15 protein-coding genes, 1 tRNA gene and 1 pseudogene are annotated in these 17,648 nt (G+C 66.1%); 8 read left to right on the top strand and 9 right to left on the bottom strand.

Annotation, left to right across the window (positions count from 1 at the left end; genetic code table 11):
• Positions 1–9: 9 nt before the first annotated feature.
• From ACFQDH_RS03455 to ACFQDH_RS03440, 4 genes are all read left to right on the top strand, one after another.
• Positions 10–1,263, top strand: coding sequence for a M24 family metallopeptidase (locus ACFQDH_RS03455; RefSeq protein ID WP_382398499.1), 1,254 nt, complete (start codon positions 10–12; stop codon positions 1,261–1,263).
• 128 nt (positions 1,264–1,391) lie between these two features.
• Positions 1,392–1,868, top strand: a complete 477-nt coding sequence (locus tag ACFQDH_RS03450) for a nucleoside deaminase (protein ID WP_382398497.1) — start codon at positions 1,392–1,394, stop codon at positions 1,866–1,868.
• Positions 1,869–1,908: 40 nt separating this feature from the next.
• Positions 1,909–2,664: an IclR family transcriptional regulator gene (locus ACFQDH_RS03445; RefSeq protein WP_382398495.1), complete on the top strand. Its 756-nt coding sequence runs from the start codon at positions 1,909–1,911 to the stop codon at positions 2,662–2,664.
• A gap of 324 nt (positions 2,665–2,988) precedes the next feature.
• Positions 2,989–3,192, top strand: a complete 204-nt coding sequence (locus ACFQDH_RS03440) for a cold-shock protein (protein ID WP_325551828.1) — start codon at positions 2,989–2,991, stop codon at positions 3,190–3,192.
• 178 nt (positions 3,193–3,370) lie between these two features.
• On the opposite strand, the gene ACFQDH_RS03435 is transcribed toward ACFQDH_RS03440, so the two are convergent.
• The gene (locus ACFQDH_RS03435; protein ID WP_382398493.1) at positions 3,371–5,281 is read right to left on the bottom strand and encodes a penicillin-binding transpeptidase domain-containing protein; all 1,911 of its coding nucleotides are present in this window, start codon (positions 5,279–5,281) and stop codon (positions 3,371–3,373) included.
• A 69-nt stretch (positions 5,282–5,350) separates the two neighbouring features.
• The gene (locus ACFQDH_RS03430; protein ID WP_382398491.1) at positions 5,351–7,003 is read right to left on the bottom strand and encodes an LCP family protein; all 1,653 of its coding nucleotides are present in this window, start codon (positions 7,001–7,003) and stop codon (positions 5,351–5,353) included.
• A gap of 204 nt (positions 7,004–7,207) precedes the next feature.
• On the opposite strand from ACFQDH_RS03430, the gene ACFQDH_RS03425 reads away from it, so the two are divergent.
• Positions 7,208–7,298: transfer RNA gene (locus tag ACFQDH_RS03425), tRNA-Ser, on the top strand.
• A 311-nt stretch (positions 7,299–7,609) separates the two neighbouring features.
• Here ACFQDH_RS03425 and ACFQDH_RS03420 read toward each other — a convergent pair.
• The 3 genes and pseudogenes from ACFQDH_RS03420 to ACFQDH_RS03410 form a co-directional block, all read right to left on the bottom strand.
• Entirely contained in the window at positions 7,610–8,041 is a 432-nt protein-coding gene (locus tag ACFQDH_RS03420) for a GtrA family protein (RefSeq protein WP_382398489.1), read from the bottom strand.
• Complete coding sequence (locus tag ACFQDH_RS03415; RefSeq protein WP_382398487.1) at positions 8,038–8,319, bottom strand: sensor histidine kinase; 282 nt, start codon at positions 8,317–8,319, stop codon at positions 8,038–8,040. The genes ACFQDH_RS03420 and ACFQDH_RS03415 overlap by 4 nt, the downstream gene beginning before the upstream one ends.
• Before the next feature lie 296 nt (positions 8,320–8,615).
• Positions 8,616–8,762, bottom strand: a pseudogene (locus ACFQDH_RS03410) (histidine kinase dimerization/phospho-acceptor domain-containing protein); the annotation flags it as partial.
• A 381-nt stretch (positions 8,763–9,143) separates the two neighbouring features.
• Between ACFQDH_RS03410 and ACFQDH_RS03405 the strand changes: the two are divergent.
• Entirely contained in the window at positions 9,144–9,362 is a 219-nt protein-coding gene (locus ACFQDH_RS03405; RefSeq protein WP_382398485.1) for a hypothetical protein, read from the top strand.
• A gap of 269 nt (positions 9,363–9,631) precedes the next feature.
• Here ACFQDH_RS03405 and ACFQDH_RS03400 read toward each other — a convergent pair whose 3' ends face one another.
• The 4 genes from ACFQDH_RS03400 to ACFQDH_RS03385 form a co-directional block, all read right to left on the bottom strand.
• Positions 9,632–10,354 (bottom strand): response regulator transcription factor, encoded by a 723-nt coding sequence (locus tag ACFQDH_RS03400; protein ID WP_382398483.1) that lies wholly within the window; start codon positions 10,352–10,354, stop codon positions 9,632–9,634.
• 417 nt (positions 10,355–10,771) lie between these two features.
• Positions 10,772–12,499, bottom strand: a complete 1,728-nt coding sequence (locus ACFQDH_RS03395) for a glycerol-3-phosphate dehydrogenase/oxidase (protein ID WP_382398481.1) — start codon at positions 12,497–12,499, stop codon at positions 10,772–10,774.
• A gap of 136 nt (positions 12,500–12,635) precedes the next feature.
• Positions 12,636–14,153 carry a glycerol kinase GlpK gene (glpK, locus tag ACFQDH_RS03390; RefSeq protein ID WP_382398479.1) on the bottom strand — a complete coding sequence of 506 codons (1,518 nt, stop codon included), beginning with the start codon at positions 14,151–14,153 and terminating at the stop codon, positions 12,636–12,638.
• 43 nt (positions 14,154–14,196) lie between these two features.
• A complete protein-coding gene (locus ACFQDH_RS03385; protein WP_382398477.1) occupies positions 14,197–15,162 on the bottom strand; it encodes an MIP/aquaporin family protein in 966 nt (321 codons plus the stop codon).
• 177 nt (positions 15,163–15,339) lie between these two features.
• Between ACFQDH_RS03385 and ACFQDH_RS03380 the strand changes: the two genes are divergently transcribed.
• A complete protein-coding gene (locus ACFQDH_RS03380) occupies positions 15,340–16,122 on the top strand; it encodes an IclR family transcriptional regulator (RefSeq protein ID WP_382398475.1) in 783 nt (260 codons plus the stop codon).
• A gap of 5 nt (positions 16,123–16,127) precedes the next feature.
• Entirely contained in the window at positions 16,128–17,630 is a 1,503-nt protein-coding gene (glpK, locus tag ACFQDH_RS03375; protein WP_382398473.1) for a glycerol kinase GlpK, read from the top strand.
• Positions 17,631–17,648: the final 18 nt, after the last annotated feature.

Genomic DNA, 17,648 nt, shown 5'->3' with positions numbered 1-17,648 from the left:
GACCTCCTGATGACCACCACGACCTCACCCGTGACCAACGTCGCCGACCTCGAGCGGCTCAAGGTGCTGCACAACGGCTCGAAGGTGCCGCTCACCTTCAGCGATGCCGAGCTCGAGCGGCGCATCGACGGACTGCGATCGATCATGGCCGACCTCAAGCTCGACGCCGTCGTGCTGACGTCATACCACTCGATCAAGTACTACAGCGACTTCCTCTTCACCTACTTTGGCCGCTCCTACGCGATGGTCGTCACCGCCGACGACACGGTGACGATCACGGCCAACATCGACGCCGGCATGCCGTGGCGCCGGTCGTATGGCGAGAACATCGTCTACACGGACTGGAACCGCGACAACTACTACTTCGCGATTCAGCAGGCCCTCAAGCAACGGGGTGTCACGGCCAAGCGCGTCGGCGTCGAGGACGACCAGCTGCCGCTGATGCTGCGCCAGCGCCTGGCTGCCGCGCTCGACGGCGCGGAGCTGGTCGATGTCTCGCAGGCCGCGATGCGCCAGCGGATGATCAAGTCGCCGGAGGAGATCGAGGTCATCAAGCACGGCGCCCGCATCGGCGATCTCGGCGGTGAGGCGATCCGCAATGCGATCAAGGTCGGCGTCACCGAGTACGAGGTGGCGCTCGCAGGCACCGACGCCATGGTCCACGAGATCGCAAAGACGTTCCCCAACAGCGAGATTCGCGACACCTGGGTTTGGTTCCAGTCGGGCATCAACACCGACGGTGCTCACAACTGGCCGACGACCCGGCAGTTGCAGGACGGCGACATCCTGTCGCTCAACTGCTTCCCGATGTCCTCCGGCTACTACACGGCGCTCGAGCGCACCCTCTTCCTCGGTGAGCCGGACGCCCGCTCGCTGGAGTTGTGGAACGTCAACGTTGAGGTGCACCGGGCAGGCCTGGAGCTGATCAAACCCGGCGCGGTCTGCAAGGACATCGCCGCCGAGCTCAACAAGATCTATGTCAGCCACGGGCTGCTGGCCAACCGGACCTTCGGTTATGGCCACTCGTTCGGCGTCCTGTCGCACTACTACGGGCGCGAGGCCGGCCTCGAGTTGCGCGAGGACATCGACACCGTGCTCGAGCCGGGCATGGTCGTGTCGATGGAGCCTATGATTACCGTCCCGGATGGCGAGCCCGGTGCCGGCGGCTACCGTGAGCACGACATCCTGGTCGTCGGCGACGACGGTGCGGAGAACATCACCAAGTTCCCGTTCGGACCGGAGAAGAACATCATCGGCGCCTGACGACCTCACGGGCACCGGGGAGGTTCGGCCGGCGCAGCCGCCCGCTTCCCCCGGTCTCGTGTTCGCGCCCTTATGCAGCATCGATGCGCCACAATCACAGGGACCGGCGACGGAACGGAGGACCTGCGATGAACGATGACGAGCTACGTGCGCGCTTCTCGCGCCCGGCATTCGAGGCTGCGGTCGATGCGGCGTCGGCATCACTCGCCGACGGTGGCGTGCCCATCGGGTCCGCGCTCGAGCGTGGCGGTCGACTGCTCGCGACCGGGCACAACCAGCGGGTGCAACAGGGTGACCCGACGGCGCACGGCGAGATCGACTGTCTTCGGCAGGCGGGCCGCATCGGTTCGTATGCCGGGACGATCCTGCACACGACGCTCGCGCCCTGTGCGATGTGCGCCGGAGCGATCGTGCAGTTCGGCATCACCGACGTCGTCGTGGGCGAGAGCCGCACGTTCCCAGGCGAACTCAACTGGCTGCGCGGTCGCGGGGTGACGGTGCTGGTGCTCGATGACGACCGGTGCGCGCAGCTGATGACGCAGTTCCAAGAACGCTTTCCGCACGTGTGGGCCGAGGACATCGGCACACTCCCCGACGAGTCATGAGCACCCCACGATGAGCGACCCGGGCCTGAGGAATGAGTCGATGCCGAAGTCCCCGCGTGGCACGTCACCCGTCGCGACCGCAATGGCCGTCCTGCGCTGCTTCAGCCCGGAGCGTCCGGTGCTCGGCGTCGTCGAGATCGCCGAGGAGATCGGGCTGCACAAGTCGTCCGTGTCGCGGATGATGTCGACCCTCGAAGCCGAGGACCTGGTCGAGCAGGACCCGCTGTCGAAGAAGTTCCGACTCGGGCTCGGCCTGCTCAGTGTGGCCGGATCGCTGCTGGCGAATCTGGACGTCCGACGTGCCGCGTTGCCGGTGTTGACGTCGCTCACCGGGTCGACAGGGGAGACGAGTTCACTGGTGATCTGGGACGACTTCGCCGCCGTCATCGTCGAGCAGGTCCCGTCTGCAAACCCGATCAAGCACGCCACCGAACTCGGTACGCGGTACAGCCGCGTCGAGGACGCGTCGGTCCGGGTGCGGTTGGCGGGTTTGTCCGAGAGCGATCGCGAGGAGTTCTTCGCCCGGACGCCGCGAAGCAAGGCGGCATACCGTCGGCTGACGGCGAATGACGGGCAGGGCATCGCAGTCAATGACGGAGACACGACCCCGGACGAGGTTGGCGTCGCAGCGGCAGTGCACGACCACCGCGGCCGACTGATCGCGGCGATCCTGCTCGCCGTACCGCGCTATCGCGTTGACACAGAACGTCTTTCGCGGTTGGTCGACGACTGTCGTGCCGCCGCTGACGATCTCACCCGCGCGTTGGGCGGCACACCACAGCGGCGCAGCGCCTAAGCGGAACGTTCTGGTGAGGTCAGCTCATCGCCCACCTGCAGCAGCACGCACATGTCCGAAATCGGCTACCGCGACACCGCGGCTGAAGGCCTCGTTCAGCGACTGAGATCGGTCAACTGTCGGACATCTTCCGTGCACCTTCTGCGTGCTACCGTCGGTCCTCGATTGCAGTTGCAGTTCCTCGTTGGTGCGGCGCCTGACTCCGGTTGGGCGCTGAGTTTGTGAGCGGACGGTTCACCCATTGGGGGATGCCTCGGCGGTCCAGTGGCCACGTAAAGTGCGCGGTCACACGCAACGAGAACAATAGATTGAGAGTTACCCCCAATGGCACAGGGAACCGTCAAGTGGTTCAACGCTGAAAAGGGCTTTGGCTTCATCGCCCAGGATGGCGGCGGCCCGGACGTCTTCGTCCACTTCACCGCGATCCAGTCTCAGGGTTACCGCAGCCTCGAAGAGGCACAGCGCGTCGAGTTCGAGATCACCCAGGGTGACAAGGGCCCGCAGGCGGCCAACGTCAACCCGGTCTGATCGACTCCTCGAAGTAGCACCCCAGATTTAGCACGATCCATGGCCGGGCTTTGAGCCCGACCAGCACTTCGCCCCGGCAGCGCACCAGCGCTCGCCGGGGCCTTGTGTGTCTGCCGACCATGCGTGTCGAGTGCCGGGGCAGCGCAGCGGCGGAGGTGTATCGAGACCTCGCGACGGCTCAGCTGTTCGCAAGGGTGGTCAGGAACTTCGCGGCCACGGGTGCAGCGGTGTCGCCGCCGCTCTTGCCCTTCGGGACATCCTCGACCAGCACGCAGAACGCGGTGTCGCCCTGCCACCCGGTCAACCAGCCATTGACTCCGGTCTTGCCGCCCTCGGCCCACTCCGAAGTGCCGGTCTTGGCGTAGACCGGGCCGCCCGGCACCTTCTTGACAGCGGTGGCCGTGCCATTGGTGACGGTGTTGCGCATCAGCTTCCGCAGCTCCTGAACAGCGTTCTGGTCCAACGGTTTTGCGGTCCGCGAGCCGCCCGGAGCGGGCGACGTCACGAGTGCCGGCGGGATCATCGAGCCGCGGGCGACCGACCCGGACATCACTGCAATGGCGAGCGGCGAACCTTGCACGCGGCCCTGGCCGAAGACCGAAACCGCTTTATCGGTAGGGCCATTGGCCGTCGGCACGTTGCCGGCGAAGACTCCGTTGACGCCGACCTGCTTGCTCCAGTCGACCCCGAAGCCGAGCGCATTCGCAGCCTGCTGCAACTCGGTGTCGCTGAAGCCCGAGCTCGCCTTCACGAACGCTGTGTTGCACGACTTGGCGAAGTCCTCGGTGAATTTCGGATGCCCGGCCGTCTCGCCCTCGAAGTTGCCGATGCGATAGCCGTCGACGAAAACGGACGTCGGACACGGCACGACGGTGTTGGGGTCGAAGCCGTGCGTCAGCAGCGCGTAGGTCGTCGCGATCTTCATCTGCGAACCTGGCGCGTAACGCCCGGTCAGCGCGCGGTTGATGCCGTATGACGGGGAGTTGGCGACGGCACTCACGTTTCCCGTCTTGACGTCGATCGCCACGATTGCGGCTGGCTTGCCCTTCTGCGACTCCAGCGCCGTCTCCGCGGCGTTCTGAACCCGCGGGTCGAGCGTGACCGAGACGTTCTTGCCGTTCTTGGCTTTGCTGCCGAAAAGCACTGCGGCAGAGTTGGATCGGGGCGTGATGGTAAACCCGGGGGTGGAGCGGAGCGTCGCGTCATACTGCGCCTGCAGTCCGGACAGGCCGGCGATCTGACCCTCGCGGTAGGTGTTCGGGTGCTTCTTGATCATCTCGGCGGTGACCGGTCCGACCCCGCCGAGCAGTGGCTGCGCGAAGGTGCGGGTGGCCGCCAGCGGTTGCTGGCGACTCGTGACCACGACGCCGGACAGCCCCTGGATGCCGTTCTGATAGATGATGTAGTCGTCCTGGCGATAGGTGATCACCGGGATCAGTGCTTGCGAGTGTGCCTTCTTGGCCGTGTGCAGTTTGTCGACCAGGCCGGTGATGTTCAGGACGTTCTGCAGCTGACCGATCGACGCGTCGGTGCCCTTCGTGGGATCGATCGAGATGTCGTAGACCTTCTGGTTGATCATGATGCCGCTGCCGCCCGCACCCCTGATCTCACCGCGCAGGCCGTTGTCCTGACGCACGACGAAGGCGTCGGACGCCTGCAGCTTCGGATGCCACAGCGATGTCGAGGAATCGACCTTGACGCCCCAGGCCTGGCCCTGTTTCGCGAGGTTGATCGGGTCGTCCCAGCTGAAGGTGCGCTTGTCGGCCAGGGACCACGCCACGTGCAGGGTCGCCGTCGCGGTGTCGCCATCGCGGTTGAACTTCGTGACGTCGACCTTGATCGGGCCCTTGCCCAGCGCGGCGGTGGCCGTGGCGAAGTTGTCGGCGGCGGCGGAACCGCTGGTGCCGATGTAGGTCGCCGCGCCAAGCGTGCGGGCCGACCAGTCGTGGGCGAAGTCGGTCGCCGCCGCCTTGGCCGCGGAGTCCTGCTTGTTCACGCTGTCGGCCTGCTGCCAGTACATGTAGCCGCCGGCACCGCCCGCGATGAGGAGGGCTCCCGCGGTGACTCCCAACACAGTGCGTGAACTCATGGCAACATCCAACCCCATTGCAGAGACACGGCAATGGGGTGGGAGTTGCTCACGGAGTCAGCCGGCCGATCAGCAGGAGTCGGCCGTGCTGCTGTACGCGGCCTGGGTGGAGCTGCTGCTGGAGCTGCCGCTCGAGGGCGTCGAGGACGACGAGCTCGGCGTCGCGCTGCTCTTCTTCGGGGTCGGGGCCTTCTTGTTGTGTCCGGCCGCTAGAGCCTTCTGCACCCGAGCGTGGATCTTGGCGTAGTCCGGGTCCCAGTTGCTTTTCGGATCGGAGATGTCGACCGTGCGCATATTGCCGTTCTTCATCGTGTTGGCAAGCGTGGCCCAGGCGGGCAGGTCGTCCTGTTTGATGTCGATCCGGATGTTCTTGGCCGCGACCTGCATGATGGACGGGAACTTCTGAACCATCTGGAACGGGTTGACCTGCGATATGAGGTCGTTGAGCATGCAGCGTTGGCGGCGCATCCGGTTGTCGTCACCGGTCACCGACCCGACGCGGCTGCGTGAGTACCACAGCGCGTCATGCCCGTTCAGCTTCTGGTAGCCCGGCTTGATCCATCCCGTGATGGAGCCCGGGTTGATCTGGTTGGTGACTGTGTTGATGCTCCCGCCGATCGGGATGCCCTTCTTGGGATCGAAGGTGGATCCCGGGTCGGCCTTGACGTTGACGTAGACGCCGCCCATGGCGTTGACCAACTGCTCGAAACCGGCCATGTCGATTGTGGCGGTGTAGTCGATCTTCAGGCCGGTGATGCCGGAGACGGCGTCCTTGGTGGCGGTGAGGCCAGGATTGGGGTCGTCCTTGGGGAAGAGGTCCTTGTGCTCGTTGCCGAGCAGCCAGACGCCCTCCATCAGCCCTGCGGCGTTGTCGGTATCCCCAGGTAGTTTCGTGTATCCGCCCGGGTAGAGCTTGTGTAGTGGGTCGCTGGCAGGGAAGGGGGCGTGACCCATGTTGCGCGGCACGCTGACCAGCACGGTGTCGCCGGTCTTGGTGTCAACGCTGGCGACGATCAACGAGTCAGGGCGTTGGTTGATGCGGTCGGCACCGGCGTCGGAACCGAAGAGCAGGATGTTGACCCGCGGCGTGTCCTTCCACGGATTGCTTCCGCTGCCGGGCGTCGCGGCGTCGGCGTTGGTGGTGTAGCGGTTGTGGAAGATGTTGTTGAACGCGTTGCGGGTGATCCACACGTCGTGCGCGGCATACGCAGCAGGGGCAGCGACGACCAGGCACATCACCGCGGCGAAGATGCCGTGCAGCCAACGGGTCTGATCGGGCCACCGCCGACCGGTCGTCGTCATCGCCGTGAGCACGATGCCGGCGACCCAGAGCAGGCCGCCACCGATCGTGCAGACGAGCAGCAGCACCAGGCCCTTCCTGGTGAGCAATTGCGCTGTGCCGTGGATGAGGCCGCCGCTGGTGACGATGATGCCTAGACAGATCGCGCCGATCAGGGCAACGCCAACCATGACGAACCCGATCATCTTGCGCTTGGTCCACAGCAGACCGAGACCGGGCAACAGCAGCGACAGGGCGGTCAGGCCAAGGGCACGGCGCACGTCGCGGGCCCGTGCAGTGCGCAGGTCGGCCCGGGAGCCGACGGACGGGCGTGCCGCAGCCTGACGCCGGACGAGTTCCTGCCGGGTGGCAATGATGGTCTCGTCCGGATCGTGCTCCGGTACATGGCGTCGTCTACCGACGCCCCCGACGTTTCCCGTCATTCGCCTACCTTCACCTGGAGTCCGTTACCGTTCTGTGATCATTGTGGATGAACGAGTCTGACTCACGGATCGTGCCGATCACAAATCAGCCCCGTCACAGTAGACGTCGAACCTTGGCGTCTGGTTGTCGGCCGGAGGCACCCGTTTTGAACTCGGACCCGCCTCTTGGGTAGCCTTGCCACGCTTCACCACGAGTGAGGCACTGGAGGCGTCGCCTAGTCTGGTCTATGGCGCCCGCCTGCTAAGCGGGTTTGGGGATAAAACCCCATCGAGGGTTCAAATCCCTCCGCCTCCGCACATTGGAACCCCCGGGAGCTTGCGACCGGGGTTTCCTATGTGCAGAGGCGGAGAGATGCCGGGAGGCGCGGCTCGGGTGCGAGGTACGAGCGCCCGACCGAGCCGGCTCCCTCCGTCGACAATGCCTCGCGAAACACTCGAGCGCGACGGCTCCCTCCGCCGACAATGCCTCGCGAAACACTCGAGCGCGAGGCCACCTCGGGACCTCGAGACGCCTCCCCCGCTGCGCTCATTTCGAGACGCTCGCTCGTCCCTCGCGAGCTCCTCAATGCACCGCCTCCGGCTCCTCGGCCACGTCAGGGGGCGACGCTACTCCGACGCGGCGACAACCGGTTTCGGCGCGAACCAGCGGCGCAGCATCACGAAGCGGATGAGCGTCGCCACGACGTTCCCGGCGAGTTGCACCGCCGACTGGGCGGTGTGGGATGCGTCGGGGTTCGCGTGCAGCAACAGGAACAACGCGAGCGCGGTCGCGGCCCACATGATCAGCCAGAGCACCAACCCCTGCAGTTGCGCACGGCCGGCGCCCTCGCGGGAGCGCACGCCGAAGGTGAAGTGCCGGTTGGCGGCGGTGTTGAAGATCGTTGTGATGATCAGCGCGAGCGCGTTGGCCACCTGTGCGTTCATCGTCAGGTTGAGCAGGTAGAAGAGCGCGACGTTGGCGACCGTGCTGGCGACGCCGATCACCGCGAAGCTGCTCAGCTGGTGCTTCAGGTGCGTATGGCGGGTCGCGCCCGTCATACCGGCACTCGCGGGTCGTATGGCGCTGCCGGCGCCGACGGACCCGGCGCGGATTGCCTGCGAGGCAACCAGATGGAGAAGACTGTCTCACCCGGACGCGAGGTGACGTCGACCTTCCCGTGGTGGGCGGCGACGACGGCCGACACGATCGACAGGCCGAGCCCGGTCGATCCTTCCGTGCGGGTGCGGGCTGCATCACCGCGGATGAAGCGCTCGAAGATGCGCGGCACGAGTTCAGGGGTGATGCCGGGCCCGTTGTCGCGAACTTGGAGCAGCACGCCGTCGCCCTGCGCACCCACCGACAGGACGACCCGCGTGCCGGGGGCGTGTGCTTGCGGGCATTGCCGAGCAGGTTGATGACGATCTGCCGGATCCGTGCTTCGTCCCCTTCGATCTCGATGCCTTCTTCCGGCAGATCAAGGCCCCACACGTGGTCCGGACCTGCGGCGCGGGCGTCGCTGACAGTCTCGATCGCGATGAGCGGCAACTCGACCGACTCGAAGTTCAGCGGCCGACCGGAATCGAGCCGGGCCAGCAGCAGCAGGTCCTCGACCAGCGCAGTCATCCGGCCGGCCTCGGACTCGATGCGGCCGAGCGCGTGGGTGACGCCCTTCGGCACCGGTTCCGTCTCGCGGCGAGACAGCTCGGCATACCCGCGGATCGACGCCAACGGCGTGCGCAATTCGTGGGAGGCATCGGCGACGAATTGGCGTACCTGCATCTCACTGGCTTGCCTGGCAGTGAGTGCGTTGTCGATGTGGTCGAGCATGCCGTTGAGAGATGCGCCGACCTGCCCGACCTCGGTGCGCTCGTCGGTGTCCCGTGGTTCCACGCGCTCGGACATCACGACCTCGCCGGAGGAGAGCGGAAGCTTGGAGACGCGAGTGGCCGTCGCAGCGACTCGGCGCAATGGCTCGAGATTGCGCTGGATGACCCACGTCGCTGCCATCGCGACAAGGATGACGCCGGCTCCGCTGAAGAGTGCGATCGATAGGGCCGTCTTCTGAATGGTGTTGTTGTTGGCGTCGATCGGCAGGCCGATGATCGTCGTGACCTGCGCATCGTATTGGCGGTTGCTGTCCAGCGTTCGCAAAGTTTGGGGGTGGTTGACCGAGATCAGTTGATAGGTGCCGAGCTTGCCGAGATCAACGGGCTGCGGTGTGCGGCCGAGCCCGGCGGCCTGCAGCTTCCTCTGCTGGGCGGAGGTCAGCTGGGTGCTGCCACCGAGGCGGTTGACCGTGGCGCTTTGGATGCTCTGCTGGCTCTGGGCATTCCACTGGTAGACGGGGTCACCGTTTGTCTGGACGTCGTAGCGGAGTGAGTTTCCGCCGGCGAGGCCAACCGCTCCGGCATCCGGCCCGCCGCCGCCTCCTGGATTCTCAAGCGCCAGCTCGGCAGTACGGAGTTGTTCGTTCACGCTGCTCTCGAGCGTCTGGTTGAGGCGCCATACGGCGAGCGTTCCGGCCGCTGCGGTGACAACCATGAAGAGCAGCAGCATCCAGGCAACGAGCTTGGTACGCAGGGTCCAACGGCTGGGTCGCCAGGATGCGGTGGTGGTCATTGCTGAGCCGTTCAGGAGTCCAGCCCGGGTCAACTGGCGGGTTTCAGGACGTAGCCGGCGCCGCGCATGGTGTGGATCATCGGGTTGCGGCCGGCGTCGATCTTCTTGCGCAGGTACGAGATGTAGAGCTCCACGACGTTGGCCTGGCCACCGAAGTCGTAGTGCCACACGCGGTCCAGGATCTGCGCCTTGGACAGCACCCGCTTCGGGTTGCGCATGAGGTAGCGCAGCAGCTCGAATTCGGTTGCGGTCAGGGTGATTTCGGTGTCCCCGCGGAAGACTTCGTGGCTGTCCTCGTCGAGTCGTAGGTCTCCGACGACCAGCGTCGAGGAGGAGTCTTCGGTCATCGCGACCGACCGCCGCAACAAGGCTCGCACTCGAGCCACGACCTCCTCCAGAGAGAACGGCTTGGTGACGTAGTCGTCGCCGCCGGCAGTCAGCCCGGCGATGCGGTCCTCGACGGCATCGCGTGCGGTCAGAAAGAGCACGGGCAGCGTCGGGTCCTCGTCGCGTAGCCGGCGCAACACCTCCATACCGTCGAAGTCCGGCAGCATCATGTCGAGCACGACCGCGTCGGGCCGGAACTCCTTCGCGGTGCGGACGGCGCTCGTGCCGGTGCCGGCGCTCTTGATCTCCCAGCCCTCGTATCGCAGTGCCATGGAGAGGAGTTCGGTCAGGTTGCTCTCGTCGTCGACGACGAGAACTCGCACGGGGGACCCGTCGGGTCGTTTGAGGCCGGATGTGTTGCTCATGGTGGTTCACCCTCTCCCCGCTCACTGTGTGCGGCCATGGGCAAGTCTATGTCCACCCTGTGTGAATCCTGTATGGCGCGACGACGATCTACCGAGGCTGGGACGGGGCCTGGCAGGTGGAGGTGATGGTCGCTGCGCGGCGACCGGCGACGACCGGATCCTGCGAGTAGATCCAGACAAGCTGGTCGAGTAGCGCACGGAGGAGCGCAGCGGGGGAGTGCGCGTATCGAGACCACGTGAGCAGACGATTGGTCTCGATACGGGCTCGTTCCTCGCCCTACTCGACCAGCTTGGGTGAGGCTGGTTCCTCGCCCTACTCGACCAGCTTGGGTGAGGCTGGTTTCTCGCCCTACCCTTCGATACGCTCGCTCGTTCCTCACGAGCTACTCAGGGCGGCGCTCGACCAGCTTGGGGGTGCTATTTGGTGGCGGTGACCCGGCGCAGGCCTTGGCGCATCTCCGGCGCGCGCAGGCGGGCCGCATCGCTCTCGGAGTCGGTGTCGAGCTCCTGCGAGGCACGTTCAGCGGCAACGCGCTCGCGGTAGGTCTCGACCTCCTGCCGCTTCTGCTCCTCGGTCCAGCCCAGCAACGGCGCCATGATGTCGGCCGTCTCCTCGGCTGCATCGACGCCACGATGCTTGGTCTCGATCGACATACGGGTACGTCGGGCGAGCACGTCGGCGAGGTGCAGTGCGCCCTCGTGAGTGACCGCGTATTTGAGTTCCACCCGCAGGTAGGTCTCGGCGGACGTGACCGGCTCCAGCAGCGTCTCGTCCTCGGCCGTCAGCGCGAGGAGCTCGTCCAGCTTTGACCCGTAGCGGTTGAGTAGGTGCTCGATCCGCCACGAAGGCAGACCGGTCTGCGCAGACAACTCGTGAGTGAGGTTGACCATTGCGGCATACCCGTCGGCGCCGAGGAGCGGGACGCGGTCGGTGACCGATTCCTTGATCTCGCCGAGGTCCCTGCCGGCGATGTCGATCGCGTCCTTGGCCATCACCCGGTAGGTGGTGTATTTCCCGCCGGCGATCGACACCAGACCGGGCTGCGGACGCGCGACGGCGTGCTCGCGGGACAGCTGGCTGGTGTCCTCGCTCTCCCCGGCGAGCAGGGGACGGAGCCCGGCATAGACGCCGAGGATGTCGTCCTTGGTGATCGGTGTCGCCAACACCGAATTCGCATGCTCCAGAAGGTATTCGATGTCCGAGGCAGTCGCCGCGGGGTGTGCCAGATCGAGCGTCCAGTCCGTGTCGGTCGTGCCGATCAGCCACTGCTGCCCCCACGGTATGACGAACAGCACCGACTTCTCGGTGCGCAGAATCAGCCCGACCTCTGCGGCGATCCGATCGCGGGGGACCAGGATGTGCACGCCCTTGGAGGCCCGCACCCGGAACCGGCCGCGGCCGCCGCTCATCCGTTGCACGTCGTCGGTCCAGACACCGGTGGCGTTGACCACGACCTTCGCACGGACGGTGATCCGCTCGTCGGTCTCGACGTCACGGACCACGGCACCGACCACCCGGTCGGCCTCGCGCACGATCTCCACGACCTCGGTCGAGCTGCGGACCACGGCGCCGTAGTGCGCAGCGGTGCGCGCGACCGTCATGGTGTGCCGCGCGTCGTCGGCCTGCGCGTCGTAGTAGCGGACCGCGCCGACGAGCGAGTCTGACTTGAGGCTCGGGAAGAGCTTCAGCGCTCCGCCGCGGGTGAGGTGCTTCTGACGCGGCACTGACCGGGCGCCGCCCATCTGGTCGTACATCGCCAAACCCGTTGCGACATAAGGGCGTTCCCAGCCGCGGTGCGACAGCGGGTAGAGGAACGAGACCGGGTGCACCAGGTGCGGCGCGATGGTGGTCAGCATGAGTTCGCGCTCGCGCAGCGCTTCGGCGACGAGGCCGAAATTCATCTGCTCGAGGTAGCGCAGCCCGCCGTGGAAGAGCTTGCTGCTGCGTGACGAGGTGCCACTGGCGAAGTCACGGGACTCGACCAATGCGGTGCGTAGTCCGCGAGTTGCGGCGTCGAGTGCGGCACCGGAGCCGGTCACCCCTCCGCCGATGACGAGGACGTCGAATTCGCGCTCCTGCAGGTCTTTCCACGCCTGCACGCGCTCTTCGGGCCCGAGTCGGGCGCTGTTGGGCTGCATCACCATGAAAATTCCTCCTGGCCGCCGACCGTATGACGACGATCGGTGTCTTCCAGCTTAGGTATGTGCTTGGTCGAGGCAGCGCGCGGATGGCCCGTGGCGAGGCACGAGCCATCCGCGCGGTCTGTGCTGGCGGTGCTCGTCACTCGACGTCGACCCAGTCCAGCGTGCGCTTGACGGCCTTCTGCCAGCCGGCATACCCGGTGGAGCGCTGCTCGTCGTTCCACTCCGGCTCCCAGCGCTGGTCCTCGTTCCAGTTGGCACGCAGCTCATCGGTGTTGTTCCAGAAGCCGGTCGCCAGGCCCGCGGCGTATGCCGCACCCAGCGCGGTCGTCTCCGCGACCACCGGGCGGGAGACGGACACACCGAGGATGTCGGCCTGCAGTTGCATGCACAGGCTGTTGGCGGTGACACCGCCGTCGACCTTGAGCACGTCGAGCTTCACGCCGGAGTCCTTCTCCATCGCGTCGGCGACGTCTTTGCTCTGGTAGCAAATGGATTCCAGCGTTGCCCGGGCGAGGTGCGCGTTGGTGTTGAAGCGCGACATACCGACTATCGCGCCGCGCGCGTCCGAGCGCCAATAGGGGGCGAAGAGTCCGGAGAACGCCGGCACGAAGTACATGCCGCCGGTGTCCTTCACCTGCCGGGCCAGCTGCTCGGTCTCGGCCGCACCGGAGATGATGCCGAGCTGGTCGCGCAACCACTGGACGGCGCTGCCGGTCACCGCGATCGAACCTTCGAGTGCGTAGACAGCGGGGCTGTCCCCGAACTTGTATGCCGGTGTGGTCAGCAGACCGCTCTTGCTGCGGACGATCTCCTCTCCGGTGTTCATCAGCAGGAAGTTGCCGGTGCCGTAGGTGTTCTTCGCCTCACCGGGCGAGAAACAGACCTGGCCGACCGTGGCCGCCTGCTGGTCGCCGAGGTCGCCCGCGAGCGGCACCTCTCCGCCGATCGGGCCGCTGCGTAGCGTCGTCCCGTAGAAGTTCGGGTCTGAGCTGGGCCGGATCTCCGGCAACATCGAGCGCGGTATGTCGAAGAACCCGAGCAATTCGTCGTCCCAGTCGAGGGTTTCGAGGTTCATCAACATGGTGCGACTGGCGTTGGTGACGTCGGTGACGTGCACGCCGCCGTCGGTGCCACCGGTGAGGTTCCACAGCACCCAGCTGTCGGTGTTGCCGAAGATCGCGTCGCCGCGCTCGGCTGCCGCGCGGAGCCCGTCGACGTTGTCCAGCATCCACTTGATCTTGCCGGCTGAGAAGTACGTGGCCGGCGGGATGCCGGCCTTCTGCCGGATCACATCGCCCTTGCCCTCACGTTCGAGAGCGGAGGCGATCTTGTCGGTGCGGGTGTCCTGCCAGACAATCGCGTTGTAGTAGGGGCGGCCCGTCGTCTTGTCCCAGACGACCGTGGTCTCGCGCTGATTGGTGATCCCGATCGAGTCCAGATCGCTCGCGTGAAGGTTGGCGTTGGCGAGCGCGCTGCCCATCACGGTCCGGGTCCGGTCGATGATCTCCAGCGGGCTGTGCTCGACCCAGCCTGCCTGCGGCAGGATCTGCTCGTGCTCGAGCTGGCGTTTGGCGATCTCGTTTCCGCCATGATCGAAGATCATGAATCGGGTGCTAGTTGTGCCCTGATCCAGGGCGCCTACGAAGTCGGGCATGTTGTCTCCTGCAGTTCGTTGCTGTGTGTTTGGAGGGTGACGACTAGTAGTCGAGCTCGTCGTCGACCGGTGGCACCTGCTCAGGTGCTTCCTCGGGCGCTCCGAGCGCTGCTCGGGCGTCCAGCACCTTGCCGATGAAGAGGTCGTAGATGAAGATGCCGATGACGCCACCGATCAATGGGCCGACTATCGGCACCCACATGTAGCCGCTGAAACCGCCTGGCCCGTGGACGGTTCCGGGTAGCGCCAGTTCACCGAAGCCGGCGAAGTAGGCGAGGATGCGCGGGCCGAGGTCACGGGCCGGGTTGATCGCATATCCAGCGTTCGCACCGAAGCTCATGCCGATCGCGGCGACCGCGAAGCCGATGATCAGCGGGGCGAGGTTCGCCTTGACGATAGTGTTGCGCGCATCCACGACCGCCGCGATGCACAGGAGCAGCAATGCCGTGCCGATGATCTGGTCGAGCAGCGGACCCCACATGGAGCCGTTGAAGGCCGGTGACGGGAAGGTCGCGAAGATCGAGAAGGTCGCGTTCGTGTGCCCATGGACGAGCGTTGCGCCGCCCTTCGCCGCTGCGGCGTCATACGCATGGATCGAGTCGTGGTAGTTCCACCAGACCAACGCGGCGCCGACGAACGCGCCGACGATCTGGCTGATCGAGTAGGGCAGCACCTTGCGCCAGGGGAACTTGCGTCGCACGGCGAAGGCGAGGGTGACTGCGGGGTTCAGGTGCGCTCCGGTGACTCCGCCGGCGATGTAGACGCCGAAGCAGACCGCGAACGCCCACCCCCAGGTGATGAGCAACCAGTCGCCGGAGGCGAGGAAGATCGTCGTCGCGCTCTGGGCGCGACCCGATCCGGGAAGGGCGGCTACGGCCATGGCGACGACGCCGTCGCCGAAGAGGATCAGCACGCAGGTGCCGAGGAACTCGGCGGCGCACTCACCCCACATTCCGCCCAGCTGCTTGAGTCCGAGTCCGTGTTTCATCGGGGCAGTGACGGCGCTCATCGTGCGTTCGCCTCAGGTGGTGGAAAAGCTCGACTTCTCATGGTGTGCATACCTCTCCAGGGGTGTGAGCCGCATCACAAATGCTCTGCGCATCGTCAACGTAGAACCGCGTCGGGTCGTGGGGGTTGAGGCCGTTTGACATTGTCGAAGGGCACTGGTCGATTACCCTCAGGACGTATGCCGGGCAGTGTGCAATCGGTCGAACGAGCGGCGGCGATCATGCGACTGCTCGCCGGCGGTTACGGCCGTCCACTGGGGGAGCTCGCTGGTGCTCTCGGGCTCAGCAAAAGCACTGTGCACGGCATCGTGCGGACGCTCGTCGAGGTCGGTTTCGTCGAGCAGGATCCGAGCAGCGGTGACTATCTGCTGGCCGGCGAGGTGCTGGCCGCGCGCCTGAAACCTATGGATATCAACGAAATGCGGTCCCGCGCGACGAACTGGGTGGACGCGCTCGCTGCGCACACTCGTCTGTCGGCACGGCTCGTCGTGCTTCCGGACGCGCCGGCCGCCGAGATCACTGCCGGGGTCACGGCGCATCACGTCTTCAGCGCGTCGCCGGCTCCGCAACGGGTGGAGATCGGGGATCCGGTGGACCTCACCGCGACTGCCGAGGGCAAGGTGTTGCTGGCGCTCAGCCCGATCGGCACCCAGGTGCTGGAGGGCATCCGCCCTGACGCCGATGCGGTGCGGTCGGACACGACCGTCGGCCGGTTGCGTGAAGAGGCAGTGGTCACGCGTCGGCGTGGCTTCGCCATCGACGTCGCCGAGTCCCGCGGCAACGTAGCCGGACTTGCCGTGCCTGTCCGGAGCCATGGCGGCATGGTCGTGGCGGCTCTCGGCATACGCGGGACGGTTGAACAGGTGCTCACGCCGGCGCGCGAGGCTCGCGACGACGTGCTGTCGTCACTGCACGAAGCCGCACGCGGCACCAGTCACGCCCTCATGTCCAAGAGGTGGTGAGGCGGATGACCGCTCGCTACGTCCTCAGCATCGACCAGGGCACCACCTCGACTCGCGCGATGATCTTCGACCAGCACGGCCGACTCGCCGGGATGGGCCAGCGCGAACACCGGCAGATCTTCCCCCACCCGGGCTGGGTCGAGCACGACGCCGCAGAGATCTGGCACAACACGCGCCGCGTCATACCCGAGGCGCTCGCGGACCTCGGCATCTCCGTCTCGGACGTGGCCGCGGTCGGCATCGCGAACCAACGGGAGACGTTCGTGCTGTGGGAGCGCCGGACCGGTCGGCCGGTGTGCCCGGCGATCGTCTGGCAGGACACCCGCACCCGGGCGATCGCCGACCACCTGCTCGACGACCCTGGCGCCGACTTCTTCCGCAAGCGGGCCGGGATTCCGCCGGCGTCATACTTCACGGCGGTCCGGCTGTCCTGGCTGATGGACAGTCGGCCCGAACTGCGAGACCGTGCGCGTCGCGGTGACCTGCTGCTCGGGACGATGGAGACCTGGCTGATCTGGAATCTGACAGGTGGGCCGGACGGCGGCATACACGTCACCGACGTGACCAACGCGAGTCGCACGCTGTTGATGAATCTGGAGACGCTGCAATGGGATCCGGAGCTGCTGGAGTTCTTCGACGTCCCGGAGGCGATCCTGCCGCGGATCGTGCCGTCGTCGGCCGTGGTCGGCATGGCCACCGGCGCCCTGGCCGGCGTCCCCGTCGCCGCTGCTGTCGGCGACCAGCAGAGTGCGTTGTTCGGCCAAACCTGTTTCGAGGCAGGCGAAGTCAAGTGCACCTATGGCACCGGTGCGTTCCTGCTGATGAACACCGGCGACGAGATCGTCCACTCCACCCACGGGATGTTGCCGACGGTCGCGTACCAGTTGGCGGACGGTTCCAAGGCGTATGCGCTCGAGGGTTCGATCGCGGTCGCGGGCGGTTTGGTGCAGTGGGTTCGCGACGGGCTCGGCCTGATCAAGACCGCCCCGGAGATCGAGACTCTCGCGCGGACGGTCGAGGACAGCGGCGGTTGCGTCGTGGTGCCGGCATTCACCGGATTGTTCTCTCCCTATTGGTCATCGGGCGCTCGCGGCGTCATCTCCGGGCTGACCAGTTTCGTCACCGCCGGGCACCTGGCGCGCGCGGTGCTCGAGTCGTGCGCCTGGCAGACCAGCGACGTCGTCGAAGCGATGGCAGCCGATGCCGGTGTGCCACTGAAGTCGCTGCGCGTGGACGGCGGTATGACGGCCAACCACCTGATGATGCAGATGGTCGCCGACGTCCTCGACGTGTCGGTGGTGCGACCGACGAACAGTGAAACCGTCAGTCTCGGCGCGGCATACCTGGCGGGACTTGCCGTCGACTACTGGTCGGACATCAAGGTGCTGCGTCGCAATTGGCACCGCGCCGGTCAATGGGAGCCGCAGATCACCGCGCAGCTTCGCGAGGAGCAACATGCCGCGTGGCGGTCAGGGATCGGCCGGACGCTTGGAGGCGACCAGGGGTGATGGGTGCGGATGGTCTTC

The organism is Flexivirga alba (assembly GCF_042661025.1).
Taxonomy (GTDB): domain Bacteria; phylum Actinomycetota; class Actinomycetes; order Actinomycetales; family Dermatophilaceae; genus Flexivirga; species Flexivirga alba.
Note: the sequence above shows the minus strand (reverse complement) of the source record. Positions and strands in the feature narration are given on the sequence as shown.

What these genes read in the sequence shown, in the direction of transcription:
- ACFQDH_RS03455 (WP_382398499.1), top strand. Translation starts at nt 10, where the DNA reads ATGACCACCACGACCTCACCCGTGACCAACGTCGCCGACCTCGAGCGG.
- ACFQDH_RS03450 (WP_382398497.1), top strand. Translation starts at nt 1,392, where the DNA reads ATGAACGATGACGAGCTACGTGCGCGCTTCTCGCGCCCGGCATTCGAG.
- ACFQDH_RS03445 (WP_382398495.1), top strand. Translation starts at nt 1,909, where the DNA reads ATGCCGAAGTCCCCGCGTGGCACGTCACCCGTCGCGACCGCAATGGCC.
- ACFQDH_RS03440 (WP_325551828.1), top strand. Translation starts at nt 2,989, where the DNA reads ATGGCACAGGGAACCGTCAAGTGGTTCAACGCTGAAAAGGGCTTTGGC.
- ACFQDH_RS03435 (WP_382398493.1), bottom strand. Translation starts at nt 5,281, where the DNA reads ATGAGTTCACGCACTGTGTTGGGAGTCACCGCGGGAGCCCTCCTCATC.
- ACFQDH_RS03430 (WP_382398491.1), bottom strand. Translation starts at nt 7,003, where the DNA reads ATGACGGGAAACGTCGGGGGCGTCGGTAGACGACGCCATGTACCGGAG.
- ACFQDH_RS03420 (WP_382398489.1), bottom strand. Translation starts at nt 8,041, where the DNA reads ATGACGGGCGCGACCCGCCATACGCACCTGAAGCACCAGCTGAGCAGC.
- ACFQDH_RS03400 (WP_382398483.1), bottom strand. Translation starts at nt 10,354, where the DNA reads ATGAGCAACACATCCGGCCTCAAACGACCCGACGGGTCCCCCGTGCGA.
- ACFQDH_RS03395 (WP_382398481.1), bottom strand. Translation starts at nt 12,499, where the DNA reads ATGGTGATGCAGCCCAACAGCGCCCGACTCGGGCCCGAAGAGCGCGTG.
- glpK (WP_382398479.1), bottom strand. Translation starts at nt 14,153, where the DNA reads ATGCCCGACTTCGTAGGCGCCCTGGATCAGGGCACAACTAGCACCCGA.
- ACFQDH_RS03385 (WP_382398477.1), bottom strand. Translation starts at nt 15,162, where the DNA reads ATGAGCGCCGTCACTGCCCCGATGAAACACGGACTCGGACTCAAGCAG.
- ACFQDH_RS03380 (WP_382398475.1), top strand. Translation starts at nt 15,340, where the DNA reads ATGCCGGGCAGTGTGCAATCGGTCGAACGAGCGGCGGCGATCATGCGA.
- glpK (WP_382398473.1), top strand. Translation starts at nt 16,128, where the DNA reads ATGACCGCTCGCTACGTCCTCAGCATCGACCAGGGCACCACCTCGACT.